Consider the following 17,376-nt stretch of genomic DNA (forward strand, 5'->3'; position numbering starts at 1 on the left):
CTGACATAGGAAAAGCCATGAAAGTTCATCTCTCATGGCCATTGAAACTACTAAAACTATACTTCTCAATTATTAAGCTTTTTTCTTTGTAAACGTCTTCTTTAATACAAACCACAATGCACCTGTAATACAGATAGAAGAATATGCACCACCTATAATACCAGCCATAATTGGAATTGCAAATTCTTGAATTGAATCCACTCCTAAGATTGCTAAAACCAATACCATTACAAAGGTTGTTAAAGATGTGTTAATATTTCTGCTGATTGTCTGGCTAACACTAGTATTAACTACATTTTCTAGTAAATCTGGGCGGTTCATTGTGCCTTTATTTTCACGAATTCGGTCAAATACAATAATCGTTGCATTAATAGAGTAACCAACAATTGTCAGCATACATGCTATAAATGTACTGCTTACAGATATACGATTCATTGCACTGGCTACTGCATATACCGTTATCACAATTAATACGTCATGGCACAATGCAAGCACTGCACTGGCACCAAAGTTAGCATCTTTAAATCTGAACCAGATGTAAATCAGCATACAGATAGTAGCAATGATAACTGCAACAACTGCATCCTCTTTCATTTCATCACTGATGGCACCACTGATATTTTCTGTCTGAATTTTGTTCTTATCAACACTATATGTTTCAACTAATTTATTTTCTAAAGCAGTTCTTTCATCAAGTGACAGTTCCTGTGTTTTAATAACAACAGCATTCTCACCTTTTACTTCTGACGTTTCGGCATTCTTTCCTGTAACTGTTTTTACAAGTTCTCTAATTTCTGTACTGCTTGGAACAGTTCCTTCAAAAGTCACCTCAGTTGAAGTACCACCCTTAAAATCAAGTCCATAATTTAAAATCTGTCCTGTCTGAGCTTTGTTATAAATAAGTGATCCAATACCAACTAAAATTATAACTCCAGATATAGATGCAAATTTCAGGAAGTTTCCAGTAAAGTTTTTAACCTTAACTTCTTTTTGTACACCATAGAATTTTTCCTTGTCAAATCCAATTCCATATAGACCTTTTAAAATAAACTTAGTAACTGTTAATGCTGTAAACATAGATAAAATAATACCAATTGCTAATGTCTGGGCAAATCCCTTTACAGTTCCCGAACCTTTAAAATATAATACCGCAGCAGCAATTAAAGTAGTTACGTTACCATCTATAATAGCAGATAGTGCTTTATCAAAACCTAATTTAATAGCAGAACGAACTGTCTTGCCTGTTGCAAGTTCTTCTCGGATTCTTGTAAAAATAACAACATTGGCATCTACCGCCATACCAATAGATAAAATAATACCAGCAATACCTGGAAGTGTCAGAGTTACATTAAAACCATTCAATACTACTAAAGTAACTACAACATATAAACATAATGCAATTGCAGAAGCTAAACCTGGAATTCTGTAATAAGCAATCATAAACAATAGAACAATAGCCAAACCAATGATACCTGCTAATAAACTTGTATCAACTGCTTCTTCACCAAGCCTTGCACCTACTACGTTAGAACGAACTTCCTTTAATTCTAATGGAAGTGCACCAATACGAATTGTGGATGCTAGTGCTTCCGCTTCATCATAGCTGCTCTGTCCACTGATTTGTGCCTTACCACCTGTAATTGCTTCATTTACCTTTGGAGAAGAAATGACCTCACCATCATAAACAATTGAAATTGTTTTACCGATATTAGCTGCCGTTGCTTCTGCAAATTTATTCGCTCCTGTTGCATTAAGCTCCAAGTTAACGACATATTCCGTAAGTCCCTGTGTAATAGTTCCTGCCTTGGCTGTAGAAATATCAGAACCATCAATTACAACATTACCATCTTCATCTTTAAATTCAATGGAACCTGCTTTTCCAAGTGCAGCAAGAATTTCATTTGCATTGGTAACACCTGGAATATCTACATTGATACGGTTACTTCCTTCCTGATAAACAGCTGCCTCCATGCTATAATTTTCAACACGCTTCTGTAACTTGTAAATAGTATCTTTCATTTCAGTCGCAGTTGGATTATCATCTACTGTTTCATAAGTAATACTTACACCACCTGCTAAGTCCAAACCTAATTTAATGTTTTGGGCACTACCCTTATGTTGTTTACCAATTCCCATAAATGCTATGGCACTAAATGCACCAATTACAATTACCACAAGAAGTAAGCTTGCTATGCCTCTTTTCTTATCTTTCATTGTTCTTTCTCCTTTTCCTCTTAACTTTACTAAATCACAGCCCTCTTACTCTGATTCTGCTGCTTTTATCATGATTGCACATTCAATGCGCTTTTTTTGCAGTTCACACCCGATGTCATAAGCATCTGTAATGGTTCCATGAAAATTATATGAATTAGCTGCACAGCCTCCGCTGCAATAAAACTTTGCAAAGCATTCTCTGCATTTTTCCTTGGCGTAAACATTGCAAAGCTTAAACTCATCTCTGATCTCAGTCTTTTGTACCCCTTCAAAGACATTGCCCATCAGAAAATCTTCATTCCCAACAAATTGATGGCAGGGATATAAATCTCCCCAAGGTGTTACTGCTAAATATTCAGTACCAGATCCACATCCAGATAATCTTTTTGCTACACACGGACCTCCGCTCAGATCAAGCATAAAGTGGAAAAAATTGAAACCATTCTTTTCCCTGTTTCTCCGAATCATTTCTCTGGCGAGAATATCATATTCCTCCATAATTTTTGGAAGGTCATCCTCTTTAATCGCGTAAGGCTCCTCTTCCTTTGAAACAACAGGCTCTACAGAAATTTGCTTAAAGCCCATGTCTGCTAAATGTAATACATCCTTTGAAAAATCTAAATTAAAATGTGTAAAAGTACCCCTCACATAATAATCCGTTTGCTTTCTGCTTTCAGCCATCTGTATAAACTTTGGCATAATCAAATCATAACTACCTTTATCATTTCTTGAAGGTCTCATATAATCATTGACTTCTTTTCTCCCATCAATGCTGAGGACAACATTTGACATTTCTTTATTTAGAAATTCCATTATTTCATTATTTAGTAATACACCATTTGTCGTAAGAGTAAAACGGAAGTTTTTACCATGCTTCTTTTCCTGATCTCTTCCGTATTGAACAAGCTGCTTTATGACCTCAAAATTCATAAGAGGCTCACCGCCAAAGAAATCTACCTCCAGATTTTTTCTGCTTCCAGACTGGGCAATCAGAAAATCCAGTGCCTTTTTCCCGACTTCAAAGCTCATATATGCTTTATCACCCTGATATTCACCTTTTCCTGCAAAACAATATCTACATGCCAGATTACAATCATGGGCAATATGTAAACATAAAGCCTTTACAACTGTCTGCCTTTTTTTAAAGTCCACAATATATTTTTCATAAATATCTTCTGTGAACAGACATCCACCCTCTTTAAGTTGTTCTATTTCGTTAAAGGCCTCATGAATATCTTCTATTTCAACTCCACTTTCCCTGTATTTTTCCAGCATTCTGCTTATAATGGATTCTTTCTCGTTTGTTTCATACAATTCAATCATGTCATAAACTAAATCGTCCACTACATGGACACTACCACTATTCACGTCTAAGACAATATTATAACCGTTATTTTTATACTGATGAATCACGGTATTACTCCTTTCATTCTTATGTTTTGGCATGTCCTGCATATATCACATTGAATAGGCAGCGACATCTGCCGCTGCCCTCTGCTTATAATTATTTGTTCTCACAGCTTTGATTACCAACTGTACAAGAAGTTTTACAAGCTGATTGGCAAGAAGTCTGACATTCTCCACAACCGCCTTTTTTCATTGTCTCTTTCAAATTACGAGTAGTTAATGTTTTGATATGTTTCAATGCAAGTAACCTCCTTTATTTGAATTTTCTGTTAAAAAATAAACTTTTGCTATGTAACAAAAAATTCATGTCAACTCAAAATATTATAACACAAATCATTTTGTATTGGAAGTTTTTTTTTATTAACATATTAACTTATTAACTAAGCATACCACCCAGCATGCCACCTAAGCTGCACATAAAAAACACAGTGATCATACTTCCTATTTCGCCCATAATATCTCTTTGCATTAGAATAGAAACTGCAAATATAATTGCAAAATACAGCATGCCCAATATGATTCCCCACAAAAATCTTTTTTGCGATGAATGTTTTCCCACAATTAGCCCCCCTATAAATGATGAGAAAATATATGAGAAAATAATTCCAGCATTTACTGCAATATCAGGCATTTCCAGCCTCGCCATGGCAAGAGCTAAAAATAACATAAAAGCCCCTGTTATAACATAAGCAATAAATAATGCCTTTAGCAAAGTAACACCTCTTGACTGTTTCATAATAGAACGATTCATCTCCATACCTCCAACCTCTCCAGTACCTGTACTTTTATTAACATATATATTGACAAAGAATGGCAGATAGAACTACAATAAAAATAAAATATTTATCCAACAAACTATATCTATCTATAAAAAGAAAGGCTTTCAAATGAAATTAATTGATTTACATGTGCATTCAAATATTTCAGACGGCACTTTTCCGCCAGAAGATTTAGTAAAACTTGCTGTTGAAAATAATCTTGCAGCTTTTGCCCTAACGGATCATGATACAATAAGCGGAATTGCTCCAGCAGCCGCTTTTGCAGAGAAATTTAAAAAAGAAGGAACTGACATTCAGGTTATTCCTGGTGTAGAACTATCTGTCGGATATAAAAACAGGGATATTCATATTTTAGGATTATTAATTAATGAGCAAAACTCTTTGCTTATCTCCACTTTGAATGAGTTACAAAAAGAACGGGAAAACCGTAACCTTAAAATGATTGCAAATTTTAATTCTGTTGATATTCCTATCACGATAGAAGATTTGACTCAATACGCAGAAGCTGCCGTTATTACACGAGCTCATTTTGCTAAATACTTAATCGAACACGGCTATGTCAAAACATCAAATGAGGCATTTGACCGTTATCTAAAAGAAGACGGACCATTTTACGTAAACCGTCACTTCATTTCTCCTGAAGACGCAATTGACTTAATCCGTCATGCTGGAGGAATTCCTGTACTGGCTCATCCCATGCTTTATAATCTCCCACCAGAAGAGCTTGATCAATTGACCAAACGACTTGCCTTGCATGGTCTGCTAGGCATTGAGGCAATTCACTCCTCTAATACCATTACTTCTGAAAACGTGTCACGCTATTTGGCAAGTAAGCACCATCTCCTTATTACGGGGGGCTCTGATTTTCATGGTTTAAATAAACCAGATATATCTTTGGGAACTGGGAAAGGAAATTTGCAAATATCTTATTCTATCTATGAAAACTTATTAAATAAGAAGCATGAATTATTCTCTTAATTTCTGCCAAAAAAGGCCGTTATTACAGTATAATGCAATAACGACCTTTTCATAATAATAACTATTCACCAAAATTAACTCTCTTTTTTGGGTTTTTCCACACTGACAATTGATTCTCTCTTCATCGGAATCCGGCAGTTTTTATTGCTTCCAAATTCAACAATTACGATTTCAGGCATCACATCAATAATAACACCATAAAAACCACTTGTTGTCAAAATACTGTCACCAATTTCCACAGAAGCAACAAGTGCATCATGTTCCCTCTGCTGCTTTTTTTGTGGTCTCATCACAAGAAAATAAAACACTAAGAACATAGCAATAATTGGTAAAAAAGTAGCCAGCATACTTGCTGTATCTGCTGCCAAAAAAATAGCTGGTAAATTCATTTTAATCCTCCTAATTATGCATTTTCATTTTATATTTTACCTGCCCTTCAAGGAACAAAGTGTGTGTTCCACACACTTTGCCGCGCCTTGGGGGGTGGCTGTCCTTTAGCCACAATATTCCTTACCCACAAGTGCGCATCATCCTGCACCCTGTTTTTTAGGGTGCTTTTTTCTGTGATAGCAAAATGCGGAGCAATTTCCTATCACAGAAAAACAGGTCATATATTCTATTCACCTTCTGCCATTCGGGCCAGTTTATCCCTTTTATATTCTTGAAAACGATGTTCCTCAATTGCCATTCGGATTTCTTCCATCATCTTATTATAAAAATACAAGTTATGTGTCACCAGAAAACGTAATCCCAGCATCTCCTTGGCTTTTAGTAAATGTCTGATATAAGCTCTGCTGTATGTCTTACAGACAGGACACTGACACCCCTCTTCAATCGGACGTTCATCCAGTTCATACTTGGCATTCAGCAAGTTCATTTTTCCATGGTTGGTATAAGCATGTCCATGTCTTCCATTCCTTGAAGGATAAACACAGTCAAAAAAATCTACCCCTCTCTCCACGGCCTCTAAAATATTAGCTGGTGTCCCCACCCCCATTAAATAAGTGGGCTTTTCCAGTGGCAGATAAGGTACTGTTTGTTCAATTATCTCATACATTTCCTCGTGGGATTCCCCAACTGCCAGACCGCCTAATGCATATCCATCCAAATCAAGTTCCGAAATCCTTCTGGCATGCTCTATCCGTATATCTGCAAAGGTTCCTCCCTGATTAATACCAAACAGCATCTGCTTTGGATTAATGGTATCTTCAAGTGAATTCAATCGTTCCATTTCTGTCTTACAGCGCAAAAGCCAGCGGGTAGTCCTGTCAACAGAGTCCTGCATATATTTTCTTGTCGCTGGATGAGGAGGACATTCATCAAAAGCCATTGCAATAGTAGATGCTAGGTTTGACTGAATCTGCATACTTTCCTCTGGCCCCATAAAAATACGTTTTCCATCAATATGAGACTGAAAATATACTCCCTCTTCCTTTATTTTTCTTAACCCTGCCAGAGAAAAAACTTGAAATCCTCCTGAATCAGTAAGAATTGGCTTATCCCATACCATAAACTTATGCAACCCACCCATTTTTTTTACTACAAGGTCTCCTGGTCTTACATGCAGATGATACGTATTGGATAGTTCAACCTGAGTATCAATTGCCTGCAAATCCAATGTGGACACAGCACCCTTAATGGCAGCCGCTGTCCCAACATTCATAAATACAGGTGTCTGTATTGTACCATGTACAGTATGAAATTCGCCTCGTTTCGCATTATTATCTCTAGTTATCAAACGATACATTGCCTTCTCCATTCCTTACATAATTCCGCAGACAATAGACAGAAAAAGTATCTCCTGACATTCATATTGTCTGCGTAACTACAAGTTCTTCTAATGTACTTCCCTGTAGTTTGCCGACTAATAGTATAGCCTCTAACAGAGAAAATTTCAACACATTAAAAGTGTTTTACGTATTAAATTTTTAGGATACAGCAAATTTCTTAAGAATATTTTCAAAATTTGGATTATAACCTCGACAAGTTACACTTAATTCCTTGGTAAGATCTAAACTCAATACACCCAGTAGAGATTTTGCATCTACAACTACTCTGTTGTAGCTAATATCAATATCAAAGTTACACCTAGATGCCTCACGCACAAATTCTTTTACCTGGTTTACTTCCTGTAATCTTATCTTCGTCTTTTCCATAAATAATTCACTTCTTTCTTTTAATAAAAACTCAACTATGTGCTAACATTTTAGTTAGTTATATCACCTTTTGCGAATACCGTCAATCTTTTTTCTATTTAATTTTAATTTTTATATTTATAGGAAAATTCTTCTTATAATAAGATGTATCTTATTCGATTTTATTCCTTACTATTCGTCATAAAAAAATATTTCTAAATTTTTTAAAATTATCTTGACAATAGCAACAATTTATTGTATTATGATTAAGCAACACAGCAGTGCTGCAACATACATAAGTACATAGGGGTATAGTTCAGTTGGTAGAATAACGGTCTCCAAAACCGCAGGTCGTGGGTTCAAGTCCTACTGCCCCTGTTCTTTTGAGTCATAAGCCTTTTGGTTTATGACTTTTTTGTTTTATATGCTTTCATACACATATTTCATGTATATTCTATTTCCATATGCCATTTTCTATTCCTACAAATTGCTGACATATAATAAACCGTTACTATTATTTTATGAAAGAAAAGATAGACTCTTGTCAGATTACTATTTTTCATATAAAATAACACTATTGCGCGAGCTGGTGAAATTAACAAAATAAAAACTTTTCAAGTATAAGGAGTTTATTGTATGAGTATCTTAAATGTTGAAAATCTAAGTCACGGATTTGGTGATCGGGCTATTTTTCATAACGTATCCTTTCGTCTTTTAAAAGGGGAACATATTGGGTTATTTGGCTCCAATGGCGAAGGTAAATCTACCTTCATGAATATAATCACAGGAAAACTCCAGCCAGATGAAGGTAAAATTGAATGGTCAAAAAATGTTCGTGTAGGCTATCTGGATCAGCACACCGTTCTTGAAAAAGGCATGACTATTCGAGATGTTTTAAAATCTGCTTTTGCTTTTTTATACGATATGGAAAACCAGATGAATGAAATCTGTGACAAAATGGGAGAAGCTTCTGAAACCGAACTAGCTTCTATGATGGAAGATCTAGGTGTCATTCAGGATTTACTTATGGCACACGACTTTTATATTATAGACTCTAAAATCGAAGAAATCGGCCATGCTCTAGGATTAGATGATATTGGATTAGATAAAGATGTTACTGATTTGAGCGGTGGTCAAAGAACTAAGGTTCTACTGGGAAAATTATTATTAGAAAAGCCCGACATCTTATTATTGGACGAGCCTACTAACTATCTGGACACCCAACATATTGAATGGTTAAAGCGTTACTTACAGGATTATGAAAACGCATTTATTTTAATATCCCATGACATCCCTTTTCTTAATAGTGTCATTAACCTAATCTATCATATGGAAAATCAGGCGCTTAACCGTTATGTCGGCGATTATGATAAATTTCAAGAGGTTTATGAAATGAAGAAGGCACAGCTAGAAGCTGCTTATCGAAAGCAACAACAAGAAATCGAAGAACTAGAGGATTTTGTTGCTCGTAATAAAGCAAGGGTTTCCACCCGCAATATGGCTATGTCCCGCCAGAAAAAGCTAGATAAAATGGAAGTGATTGAGCTGCAAAAGGAAAAACCAAAACCTGAATTTAATTTTATAAGTGCAAGAGCATCTGGCAAGGTTTTATTTGAAACGAAAGACTTAGTAATTGGTTATGATGAACCACTCTCTCATCCTTTAAATCTATCTATGGAACGGGGACAGAAAGTAGTTTTAGTTGGAGCAAATGGAATTGGTAAAACAACTCTTTTAAAAAGTATTTTAGGCTTAATCCCACCTGTATCTGGAAGTGTGTCCTTGGGAGACTACCTTCATATTGGCTACTTTGAGCAAGAAATGACTCCTGGTAATACAACAACGTGTATTGAAGAAATCTGGAAAGAGTTCCCTTCTTACACTCAGTATCAGGTTCGCTCTGCCTTAGCAAAATGTGGACTGACAACAAAGCATATCGAAAGTCAGGTCCGCGTTTTAAGCGGAGGTGAACAAGCTAAAGTCAGACTTTGCAAGCTCATCAACCGCGAAACAAATATTCTGCTTCTGGATGAGCCTACAAACCATTTAGACATTGATGCGAAAGATGAATTAAGACGTGCCCTGCAAGCCTATAAAGGCAGCATTCTGCTGATTTGTCATGAACCAGAATTTTATGAAGGACTGGCTACAGACGTATGGGACTGCTCCAGCTGGAGCTTAAAAATCATCTAATTTTTATGTAATCCAGATTTTATAGAATAACATAAGAGGTATATAAAATAGATGCTGCATTTATTTTTCATACCTCTTTGTATTTGTATCATATATTTCACTATTCAATTAATATGTATTTCAATGAATCCCTTAGGTTATGGAATGTCAATTACATCTTGTCCCACTAACCCTGCAAAAAAATCATATGCATCTGGATGTGACTTCTTTAATGAGATCAAATGATAGTTTTTATCAAGGACTGCATGAGCTGTACTTCCTAAAACCCTCAGCTCCTTTGTTACTGCATCAATAACCTGATATGTAAATTCAATTTTTACACCGTTGAAACCTTCTACTTTAGGAACAATATATACTGTTTCATCAAATCGAACCATCGATTTATACTTACAAGCTACTTCTGTTAAGGGACAAATAAATCCCATTTCCTCCATTCTATGATAAGAAAAATCTAGTAAATCTAACATCTCATTTCTGGCCTCTTCAAACCACCTAATATAATTGGAATGATGTACTACCTTCATCTGATCTGTTTCATAATACTGTGCCTTATGTTTATATACGCCTATTTTCCTCATATGTCTTCCCCCTATGCTTCGTAATAAATTATTTACTTATTTTCCTAAATACATATATTATAACAATTTTATTGAAAAAATCAATAAATTTCTAATTTTTTTTAAATTTTAATTAAATTTTTTCACAATTTTTACACTTTCACAATTTTTACACTTTTACAATTTGTTCATTTCTAGTACGAAAATATTAGTTGTTTCCAAATTGAAATCATGGTACAATAATCATACGTATTAATTCTGAAAAGGGAGTGATTAGAATGGCAAGTTATGTTCAATTTTTAAACGTAGGCTTTGGTATTATTAACAATACAAAAGAAGTAGAATCATGGGATATAAAAACAGCTATGGAAGAAGCACTATTAATGGATAATCCAGATACTGATGTTCGAATCATTGGTTTTAGATTTTATGACCTTGATCCAGTTACAAACCATGTTTCAAAGCGAAGTGGTATTTATTATCTGGATGGTGAGGTCTTCTACTATCCAAAAGTTGATAATGATATCTTGAATTTCTTAAAGACAATGAACAAGGAATTCCAGAAAAATCAACGCATTATAAAAATTCAAAAGCCATATACACTTGTATATCCTTTTGAAAGTGATGATACTATTGTAGATGTGAAACCATTCTTAGCAAAGATTAAGGCGAAGAAAGCGGAAGAACAGCTTGATCGAATGAAAGAAGAAATTGAAGAGTACAAGAATAATTTATTAGAGGCATTGCGTAAAATTGAAGATGCAATTGAAACAAATGCATTCAATACAATACCTTTATTAGATTCTCCGTATTCAGAAGCTACAAAAACTCTTAATATTATGAATGATGGCGGTAATTTTAATAAACATATTGAATACCTGCGTAATAAGCGTGTTGAAATTATGAACTTAGAACGCACAATGAATGAAACCGGCGGAGTGCAATAATACATAATAAAAGGAAATTGTGATAATTCATCCAATTTCCTTTTATTGATTTATAAGACAATATGTTTTATAAATCATGAAAGTATCATCCTGGCTCATTTGATACTATCTGACTATGTTCTTTTAACCACAAACGTCTTTTTTTATAATCAGGAATTATGGATGCAACTAGATCCCAAAAGTTCTTTGAATGATTCATATGTTTCAGGTGACACAATTCATGCACAACAACATAATCTATCATTTCTAATGGCGCCATAATAATTTTCCAGTTAATCATCACAGCTCCTTTACTACTACAGCTGCCCCAGCGGGTTTTTGCTTCTCTTAATGTTAATTTACTAACTCTGACACCCAGTTTTGCACTGTACATTTTAATCTGATTATCTATTACCCATTTTGCCTGTTCAAAATACCAGCTGCATAATGCTTCTCTCACAATTTCCCTTGAAAGCTTCTTCCCAGATACTTGAATTTGATTATGTAAAATTTTTACCTCTGGAACATCGTTCACCCTGTCTTCTACTAAAAGTAATGTATACTCTTTCCCTAAGTATAAAAAATGTTCCCCATTGACATATTCTTTTGCCTGTGTCCTTTTTTCCATCAAATGCATCTTTTTTTGTTTTTCCCGAATCCACCCCAGCTTCTTCAAAACAATAGCCTCTACTTCATTCATGGACAAAATAGCAGGAGCTTTTACGATAACACTCCCATCCTGTTCCACAATGATTGAAATTGTTTTTCGTTTTGAACGAATTAGTACATATTCTAAATCTACTTCCTCTCCAATACACTTCATATCCTTAATTCCACCTTATTTATATTGTATTTATTGTGCCACACAACTTGAAAGTTTATTTCCATAACTGTCATAGAGCAAAGCAATGTCTTCCTTTTTTGTACTCCACACCTTCTCCTCTTTCCAAATATAATCACCTTTCTTGCCAGTGCATGCAATTGTTATTTTTTCATTTCTTAATAGCCTGCTCCCTTCAGGAAAGCAAAATACTTCCTTTCCTTTTGTGGAAAAAATGAAATATCCTGACAAATCCACCTCATCACCATTATTTATAATCGTAACCGTCTGATTTTCCAGCGAAACTGATTGGATTTCCAGGCTGGCAACTAACTTAGGAATAATAGGATCTGATACCTCTGTGTTTCCATTTGTATCAATTTTAATAAGGACACCACATGCATAGTCTTCTGTAACATAAACCTTGGCAGAAGAGAAAAACGCTTTGACCTTTTTATTTGCAGAATTTTCATCCACTGATGTATCCGTTGATATAACAGCTATTTCTGGTGAAACTGCCTTTGCAAACTTTACTGAAGTCGCATCCTTGTTTCCATGATTTGCCACCTTTAAAATGTCTGCTGAAACATCAGCACCAGCTTTTAATAACGTTTCTTCCTCTGCAAATTGCATATCCCCCGTAAATAGAAATGTTTTTCCATTTACCGACAGCTTCAGTACCAGTGAATTATCATTATCATCTGCATCATTGTATTGAAGTGGTCCCAATACTTCAAAATAAACATCTGATGTAATAGCAATCTGGTCCCCTGCCTTTAGTTTTTTATGTGGCAGTGCTAATTGTTCCACTACCTGTTGTATTTTATTTTCACCTGTTTCTTCATTCATTGATATTTCGGCTGAATACACATTTTCTATTTCACATCTTTGTGCAAGTGCCTCCATACCACCAATGTGATCACTATGGGTATGGGTCAGAATAACACCATCTAATTTTGCCACTTCCTTATACTGTAATGCTCTGAAAAGAGAAGGTACAGAGTCATTCTCGCCTGCATCGATCAGAAAATTTTTTTCATCAACCTGTACTAATATAGAATCTGCCTTCCCCACATTTATATACATAACAGATACTTGATGATGATACTGCTGCTTGTCTTCTTTACAGCCTGTTAATATACACAAATTCACTGCTATAAGAAGTACTGCTGCACCGATCCAAATCAATTTACCCCTCTGATTCTTAATCATATTTCTTTCACCCATTCTTCTTAACTTTCCATCAGCTTGTTTACTTCTTGAATGTCTCTGATAATACTTTCTTTTCTGTCTTGAAACAGCAAGCCTTTATTGTATTCATAATACTTATCACAGCCAAACTCACTAATATATCTCATACTGTGATAATTTCCAGCTAATTCCGTAATAAAGATAACCATTTCCTGACTTTCGCCAAATGCTTTTTCCATAAAAAGAAAAGCATGCTTTAAACGATTGGAGGCTTTTTCAATTGATTCGTTTCTTTCCTTGGTTTCCTCATAAAACCATTCTTTCAGAAGCTGAAAGGATTCTTCATCCGCCATGCTTCCCTTCTGTACCAGCTTATCCTTATATTCCTCTAACGTCTGAATCATATGAAGAATAGCCTGTACTTGGTCAATTTCTATCTGACCAGCTTCTTTCTGAGCTGTTAAAACAATATTTTTTCGCTGTATGATAGACATTAATAACTCTGGCACACCATCCACATTACTATTTTCTTGAACATTTTCTTTTATTTCCTGTAAAACCTCATATAATCCTGTCACATATGCATCCATATGCAATGCCCTTTGAAAATTTTCATTTATGCCTGCCAGCAACAGTCCAATCACGGTATACCTTTCATCAAACTGTGCTTCCTTCACTCGTTTTACCAGTTCTGATTCAATTTGTCCATTTAAAATACTCTGAATCTGATAATCTTTTTCATATTTAACATACAACTCTAGATAGCTGGAAAAATCCTTTGCAATTTTCTGATTTTGCAGATACTGGATGACAACCTGTTCATCTACTTTAAGATTTAGTTCTTCATATACTAAGAGTAATTTAGACAGGTCTTCCCACCCCCTGGCTGTTACAAAACTCATACCATCTATTGTTGTTTCAATTTTATAAAAATGGTCTTTTTTTATTTCTAAATAGGAAAGAACTGCCCCGTGGATTCCCTGCTTATAAGCATATTCCTTCCAAACATCAAAATTGTCTTCTACCTCAATCTTTTTTAGCCGATCTAGTGTTACAATGTCAAAATCACGAACAGATTTATTATATTCAGGAGGATTTCCAGCTGCAACAATGATCCAGCCTTCTGGAAGCTTATGATTTCCAAACGTTTTAAATTGCAAAAATTGAAGCATAGTAGGTGCCAATGTCTCTGAAACACAGTTTATTTCATCCAAAAATAAAATACCTTCTCTTAATCCTGTTTCCTCAATTTTATTATATACCGCAGCAATTATCTCGCTCATTGTATATTCTGTTACCGCATATTCTCTGCCACTATACACCTTCTTACTAATAAATGGCAGGCCAACTGCACTCTGACGTGTATGATGTGTGATCGTATAAGCCAGCAGTCCGATTTTACATTCCATTGCAATCTGCTCCATAATCGCCGTTTTTCCAATACCAGGCGGACCTATCAGTAGAATTGGACGCTGCTTCATAATCGGAATTTTATACATTCCATACTCATCTTTACTTAAATATGCCTGAATTGAGTTTTTAATTTCTTCCTTTGCACGCTTTATATTCATTTTCTATTCCTTTCGTTTTTGTCTTAAATCATCTGGTTCTATTATAAGTTTCATTGCCCACGGGGGAACCTTTTTGTCTGTATAGTTTTCTTCAATAAATACAAATGCCACCTCATACCCTGGCGGTTTAGTAGGATAAACTCCCATTCCATCGGTGAAATAAAGTAATCCCTTTAAATGATGCAGCTCTTTCCTTTTGATCAGGTCATCAACATATTGAAACACAGGGCGGAAATCTGTCCCTCCATATCCTTTAACAGAAAACCCTTTTATACAATCTTCTATTTGTTCCATATCTGTGATAATCATATCTTCCTTTATTTCATTATCACACTGAATCACATGTACATTTACCTTATTAAAAAAATTCTCACTATCCAGCAGAATTGTAAAAGTCTCTTCCAAAAATGCCTTTACTGTCTCTCCCTGACAGGATCCTGATGTATCAATAGCAATTACAAACTCTTCTATCTTGTTTACCTCACTATACTCTAATGGTTCTATTAATGGCATATTCTGATAAAGCTCCAATCCGTAATGATAAAATCCATAATCAAAGCTATCCATATCCATTTTGTTTTCTTCCCGCAGCAATGCAAATCTACGTAAAAAACTTCTGTAATTATACTGCTCCCGGTGCTTAACATTTAAGTAGTCCATTAGTGCTCTTGATTCATTTCCTGCATTTTTAAAATAAGTTTCCAAATTGGTCTTTATAGTTTCACTTACTTTTTCCCACCTTTGATATTCTTCCTCTGGTGCCTTTCTGCTCTCAGGCTCCTCATTCTGTCCTCCCTTTTTCTTTTTTCTCCACAAGGTATGATCGTCTACTAAAAATTCCAATCCTATTTTTACTATATCCTGTTCTGCAAACCTCCCAGATAATAGTACCTTATAGATTCCCTCAGCAGTTAAAATCTTCTGCTCGTCCTCTAAGCTCGCATAAATTTGCTTTCTGTAATCGGAAATTAATTTTTGTATACATTTATAGTCCATTCCATCCATAATATATTCAACAGCAATATCACAGCTTATATCCCATAGTTCTTCATTCTTATCTTCATAATTATAAATGTGAAAAAAAATGCAGTGAAGCAGCATATGAAAATAACTCCTGTTTACCAAGATTCTGTTAAACTCATACCGTTCTGTCAAAAACTTGGGGTTATAATATATCTTCTCCCCGTCTGTTCCCATATAAAAAGTAGATAACAGAAATTCATAAGAAAACTGGCTCAGTGCTACATCTAAAAATCTCATAGAAAGGTACAATTCATTTCTGGAAGCCTTTAAAATCTGATTACATATATTTATTAATCTTTCCTTAATCTCATTTTTCACTTTTTGCTCTCCTGTCTACAATTCAAAACTTTTGTCAGAAAAACCAAACTTTCTTTTCTTATATGTTAATAAAAAATGAATGATTTCTAATTTTCCTAATGAACTGGCCGCCTTCAAGATGCGTTCAAGACTTTCCCTGTCAAATACCTCTAGTTTAGAAAGCTGCTCTAATATTTCCATATCTTCTCGTTCCGCTGCCAAATTGAAAATGTAATCTAAGTTCTCTTTTATATAAGCAAGATACATCTGCTGCGCTTCCTCTTCTAGCTTATAGGGATAAAAAGCCCTATACATAGCCAAAAATGCTGCTGTTTCATCAGAATCATTTGCTCTGGCAACAAAAAAATCTGCATCATATTTTTTATAGTCCACATCTCCACCAAACATACATTCCCGAAAATGTACGCCAGAACCGTATGTTACCTGATTGATGATTCTTGCCGCAGTCACTTCTTCATAATCAAACTCATATTTAGGAAATACAAGTTTAGCAACTGATATGCCATTCCATTTATCTTCACCATAATCCAGAGTCACATGAAGCTCCTGGTTAATTTCTGATAGGATTCCCTTTAAACATTTTGTTTTAGGAATTACACGATATATAAAAACTTCTTTCAAATTCCCACAATTTTTAAATGCACCATCTCCAATGGAATTCACTGTATTGTAAAGTACTATTTTCCTCAATTCTCGACAATTATAAAATGCATGTGTACCAATGCTTAGTAGTCCATCTGGCATAAACAATTCATACAATCCCCGGCATCGTTCAAATGCATATGCTGCCAGGCTGACAACTTTTTGCTCATCAATCTTTTCTGGAATGATTACACTAGAAGCGTCCCCTAAGTACCGGGTAATCTCAATTCCTGTCTCAACTATCTTCCATTCAAAATGATTTTTCAATTTTCCTAGCTCCTTGTTTCATAAATCAATAGATAATTTATAACGAGTATACCATTTTGGACTTTTTTTTACAATATTTATATCCATGTTCTGTAACGATAAAAATGAGAACAAAGGGGCTGTCACAATAAAAATGGCGTTTTGCATTGGCAAAACACCATTAAGACATAATTCTATTTTTTAAATCTCTCTGCACCTTTCGGAAGAACTGGCTGATAATACCAACTGATACATGCAGAATTTATTTCTTTTGATACAAAATGCTCTGCTGTTTTACTAATTATTTTTTCCACAATTTCTTTTCTCTTTTTCACCTTATGAACCTCCTTTTATTATAATCATTCAGATTATTAAT

Annotated in this window: 17 protein-coding genes and 1 tRNA gene; 4 read left to right on the forward strand and 14 right to left on the reverse strand. The window is 34.9% G+C overall.

The genetic code is table 11. The annotated features are described in order from the left end of the window. Positions 1-72: 72 nt before the first annotated feature. The 4 genes from secD to BM305_RS05245 all read right to left on the reverse strand — a co-directional run bounded on the left by secD (position 73) and on the right by BM305_RS05245 (position 4,372). Positions 73-2,214 (reverse strand): protein translocase subunit SecD, encoded by a 2,142-nt coding sequence (gene secD / locus BM305_RS05230; RefSeq protein WP_092559647.1) that lies wholly within the window; start codon positions 2,212-2,214, stop codon positions 73-75. A 45-nt stretch (positions 2,215-2,259) separates the two neighbouring features. Continuing rightward, a complete protein-coding gene (scfB, locus tag BM305_RS05235) occupies positions 2,260-3,627 on the reverse strand; it encodes a thioether cross-link-forming SCIFF peptide maturase (RefSeq protein WP_092559648.1) in 1,368 nt (455 codons plus the stop codon). Between the two features lie 91 nt (positions 3,628-3,718). Continuing rightward, the gene (gene scfA, locus BM305_RS05240) at positions 3,719-3,859 is read right to left on the reverse strand and encodes a six-cysteine ranthipeptide SCIFF (protein ID WP_092559649.1); all 141 of its coding nucleotides are present in this window, start codon (positions 3,857-3,859) and stop codon (positions 3,719-3,721) included. Positions 3,860-3,997: 138 nt separating this feature from the next. Next, the gene (locus BM305_RS05245; protein WP_177214560.1) at positions 3,998-4,372 is read right to left on the reverse strand and encodes a TIGR04086 family membrane protein; all 375 of its coding nucleotides are present in this window, start codon (positions 4,370-4,372) and stop codon (positions 3,998-4,000) included. Positions 4,373-4,508: 136 nt separating this feature from the next. On the opposite strand from BM305_RS05245, the gene BM305_RS05250 reads away from it, so the two are divergent. Next, positions 4,509-5,378 carry a PHP domain-containing protein gene (locus tag BM305_RS05250; protein ID WP_092559651.1) on the forward strand — a complete coding sequence of 290 codons (870 nt, stop codon included), beginning with the start codon at positions 4,509-4,511 and terminating at the stop codon, positions 5,376-5,378. Between the two features lie 74 nt (positions 5,379-5,452). Here BM305_RS05250 and yajC read toward each other — a convergent pair whose 3' ends face one another. The 3 genes from yajC to BM305_RS05265 all read right to left on the reverse strand — a co-directional run bounded on the left by yajC (position 5,453) and on the right by BM305_RS05265 (position 7,534). Continuing rightward, a complete protein-coding gene (gene yajC / locus BM305_RS05255) occupies positions 5,453-5,767 on the reverse strand; it encodes a preprotein translocase subunit YajC (RefSeq protein ID WP_092559652.1) in 315 nt (104 codons plus the stop codon). A 227-nt stretch (positions 5,768-5,994) separates the two neighbouring features. Beyond that, positions 5,995-7,125, reverse strand: coding sequence for a tRNA guanosine(34) transglycosylase Tgt (gene tgt, locus BM305_RS05260; protein ID WP_092559653.1), 1,131 nt, complete (start codon positions 7,123-7,125; stop codon positions 5,995-5,997). A 181-nt stretch (positions 7,126-7,306) separates the two neighbouring features. Then, positions 7,307-7,534, reverse strand: coding sequence for an HPr family phosphocarrier protein (locus tag BM305_RS05265; RefSeq protein ID WP_092559654.1), 228 nt, complete (start codon positions 7,532-7,534; stop codon positions 7,307-7,309). A 284-nt stretch (positions 7,535-7,818) separates the two neighbouring features. Here BM305_RS05265 and BM305_RS05270 point away from each other — a divergent pair. Further along, positions 7,819-7,891 (forward strand) — tRNA-Trp (locus BM305_RS05270). Positions 7,892-8,149: 258 nt separating this feature from the next. After that, positions 8,150-9,706 carry an ABC-F family ATP-binding cassette domain-containing protein gene (locus BM305_RS05275; protein WP_092559655.1) on the forward strand — a complete coding sequence of 519 codons (1,557 nt, stop codon included), beginning with the start codon at positions 8,150-8,152 and terminating at the stop codon, positions 9,704-9,706. A gap of 137 nt (positions 9,707-9,843) precedes the next feature. Here the strand turns inward: BM305_RS05275 and BM305_RS05280 are convergent, their stop codons facing one another. After that, positions 9,844-10,284 carry an acyl-CoA thioesterase gene (locus BM305_RS05280; RefSeq protein WP_092559656.1) on the reverse strand — a complete coding sequence of 147 codons (441 nt, stop codon included), beginning with the start codon at positions 10,282-10,284 and terminating at the stop codon, positions 9,844-9,846. A 257-nt stretch (positions 10,285-10,541) separates the two neighbouring features. Here BM305_RS05280 and BM305_RS05285 point away from each other — a divergent pair, with 257 nt between their 5' ends. Beyond that, the gene (locus tag BM305_RS05285) at positions 10,542-11,210 is read left to right on the forward strand and encodes a hypothetical protein (RefSeq protein ID WP_092559657.1); all 669 of its coding nucleotides are present in this window, start codon (positions 10,542-10,544) and stop codon (positions 11,208-11,210) included. 85 nt (positions 11,211-11,295) lie between these two features. Here BM305_RS05285 and BM305_RS05290 read toward each other — a convergent pair whose 3' ends face one another. The 6 genes from BM305_RS05290 to BM305_RS05315 all read right to left on the reverse strand — a co-directional run bounded on the left by BM305_RS05290 (position 11,296) and on the right by BM305_RS05315 (position 17,335). Continuing rightward, complete coding sequence (locus tag BM305_RS05290) at positions 11,296-12,012, reverse strand: M48 family metallopeptidase (RefSeq protein WP_092559658.1); 717 nt, start codon at positions 12,010-12,012, stop codon at positions 11,296-11,298. Between the two features lie 30 nt (positions 12,013-12,042). Further along, positions 12,043-13,221 carry a ComEC/Rec2 family competence protein gene (locus BM305_RS05295; protein WP_177214561.1) on the reverse strand — a complete coding sequence of 393 codons (1,179 nt, stop codon included), beginning with the start codon at positions 13,219-13,221 and terminating at the stop codon, positions 12,043-12,045. 20 nt (positions 13,222-13,241) lie between these two features. Next, complete coding sequence (locus tag BM305_RS05300; protein WP_092559660.1) at positions 13,242-14,771, reverse strand: ATP-binding protein; 1,530 nt, start codon at positions 14,769-14,771, stop codon at positions 13,242-13,244. Positions 14,772-14,774: 3 nt separating this feature from the next. After that, complete coding sequence (locus BM305_RS05305) at positions 14,775-16,112, reverse strand: vWA domain-containing protein (RefSeq protein ID WP_242940464.1); 1,338 nt, start codon at positions 16,110-16,112, stop codon at positions 14,775-14,777. Between the two features lie 15 nt (positions 16,113-16,127). Beyond that, positions 16,128-17,021, reverse strand: a complete 894-nt coding sequence (locus tag BM305_RS05310) for a leucine-rich repeat domain-containing protein (protein WP_092559661.1) — start codon at positions 17,019-17,021, stop codon at positions 16,128-16,130. A gap of 173 nt (positions 17,022-17,194) precedes the next feature. Next, entirely contained in the window at positions 17,195-17,335 is a 141-nt protein-coding gene (locus BM305_RS05315; protein WP_092559662.1) for a cyclic lactone autoinducer peptide, read from the reverse strand. Positions 17,336-17,376 lie beyond the last annotated feature (41 nt).

It is taken from the genome of Anaeromicropila populeti, assembly GCF_900112775.1.
GTDB lineage: Bacteria > Bacillota > Clostridia > Lachnospirales > Lachnospiraceae > Anaeromicropila_A > Anaeromicropila_A populeti.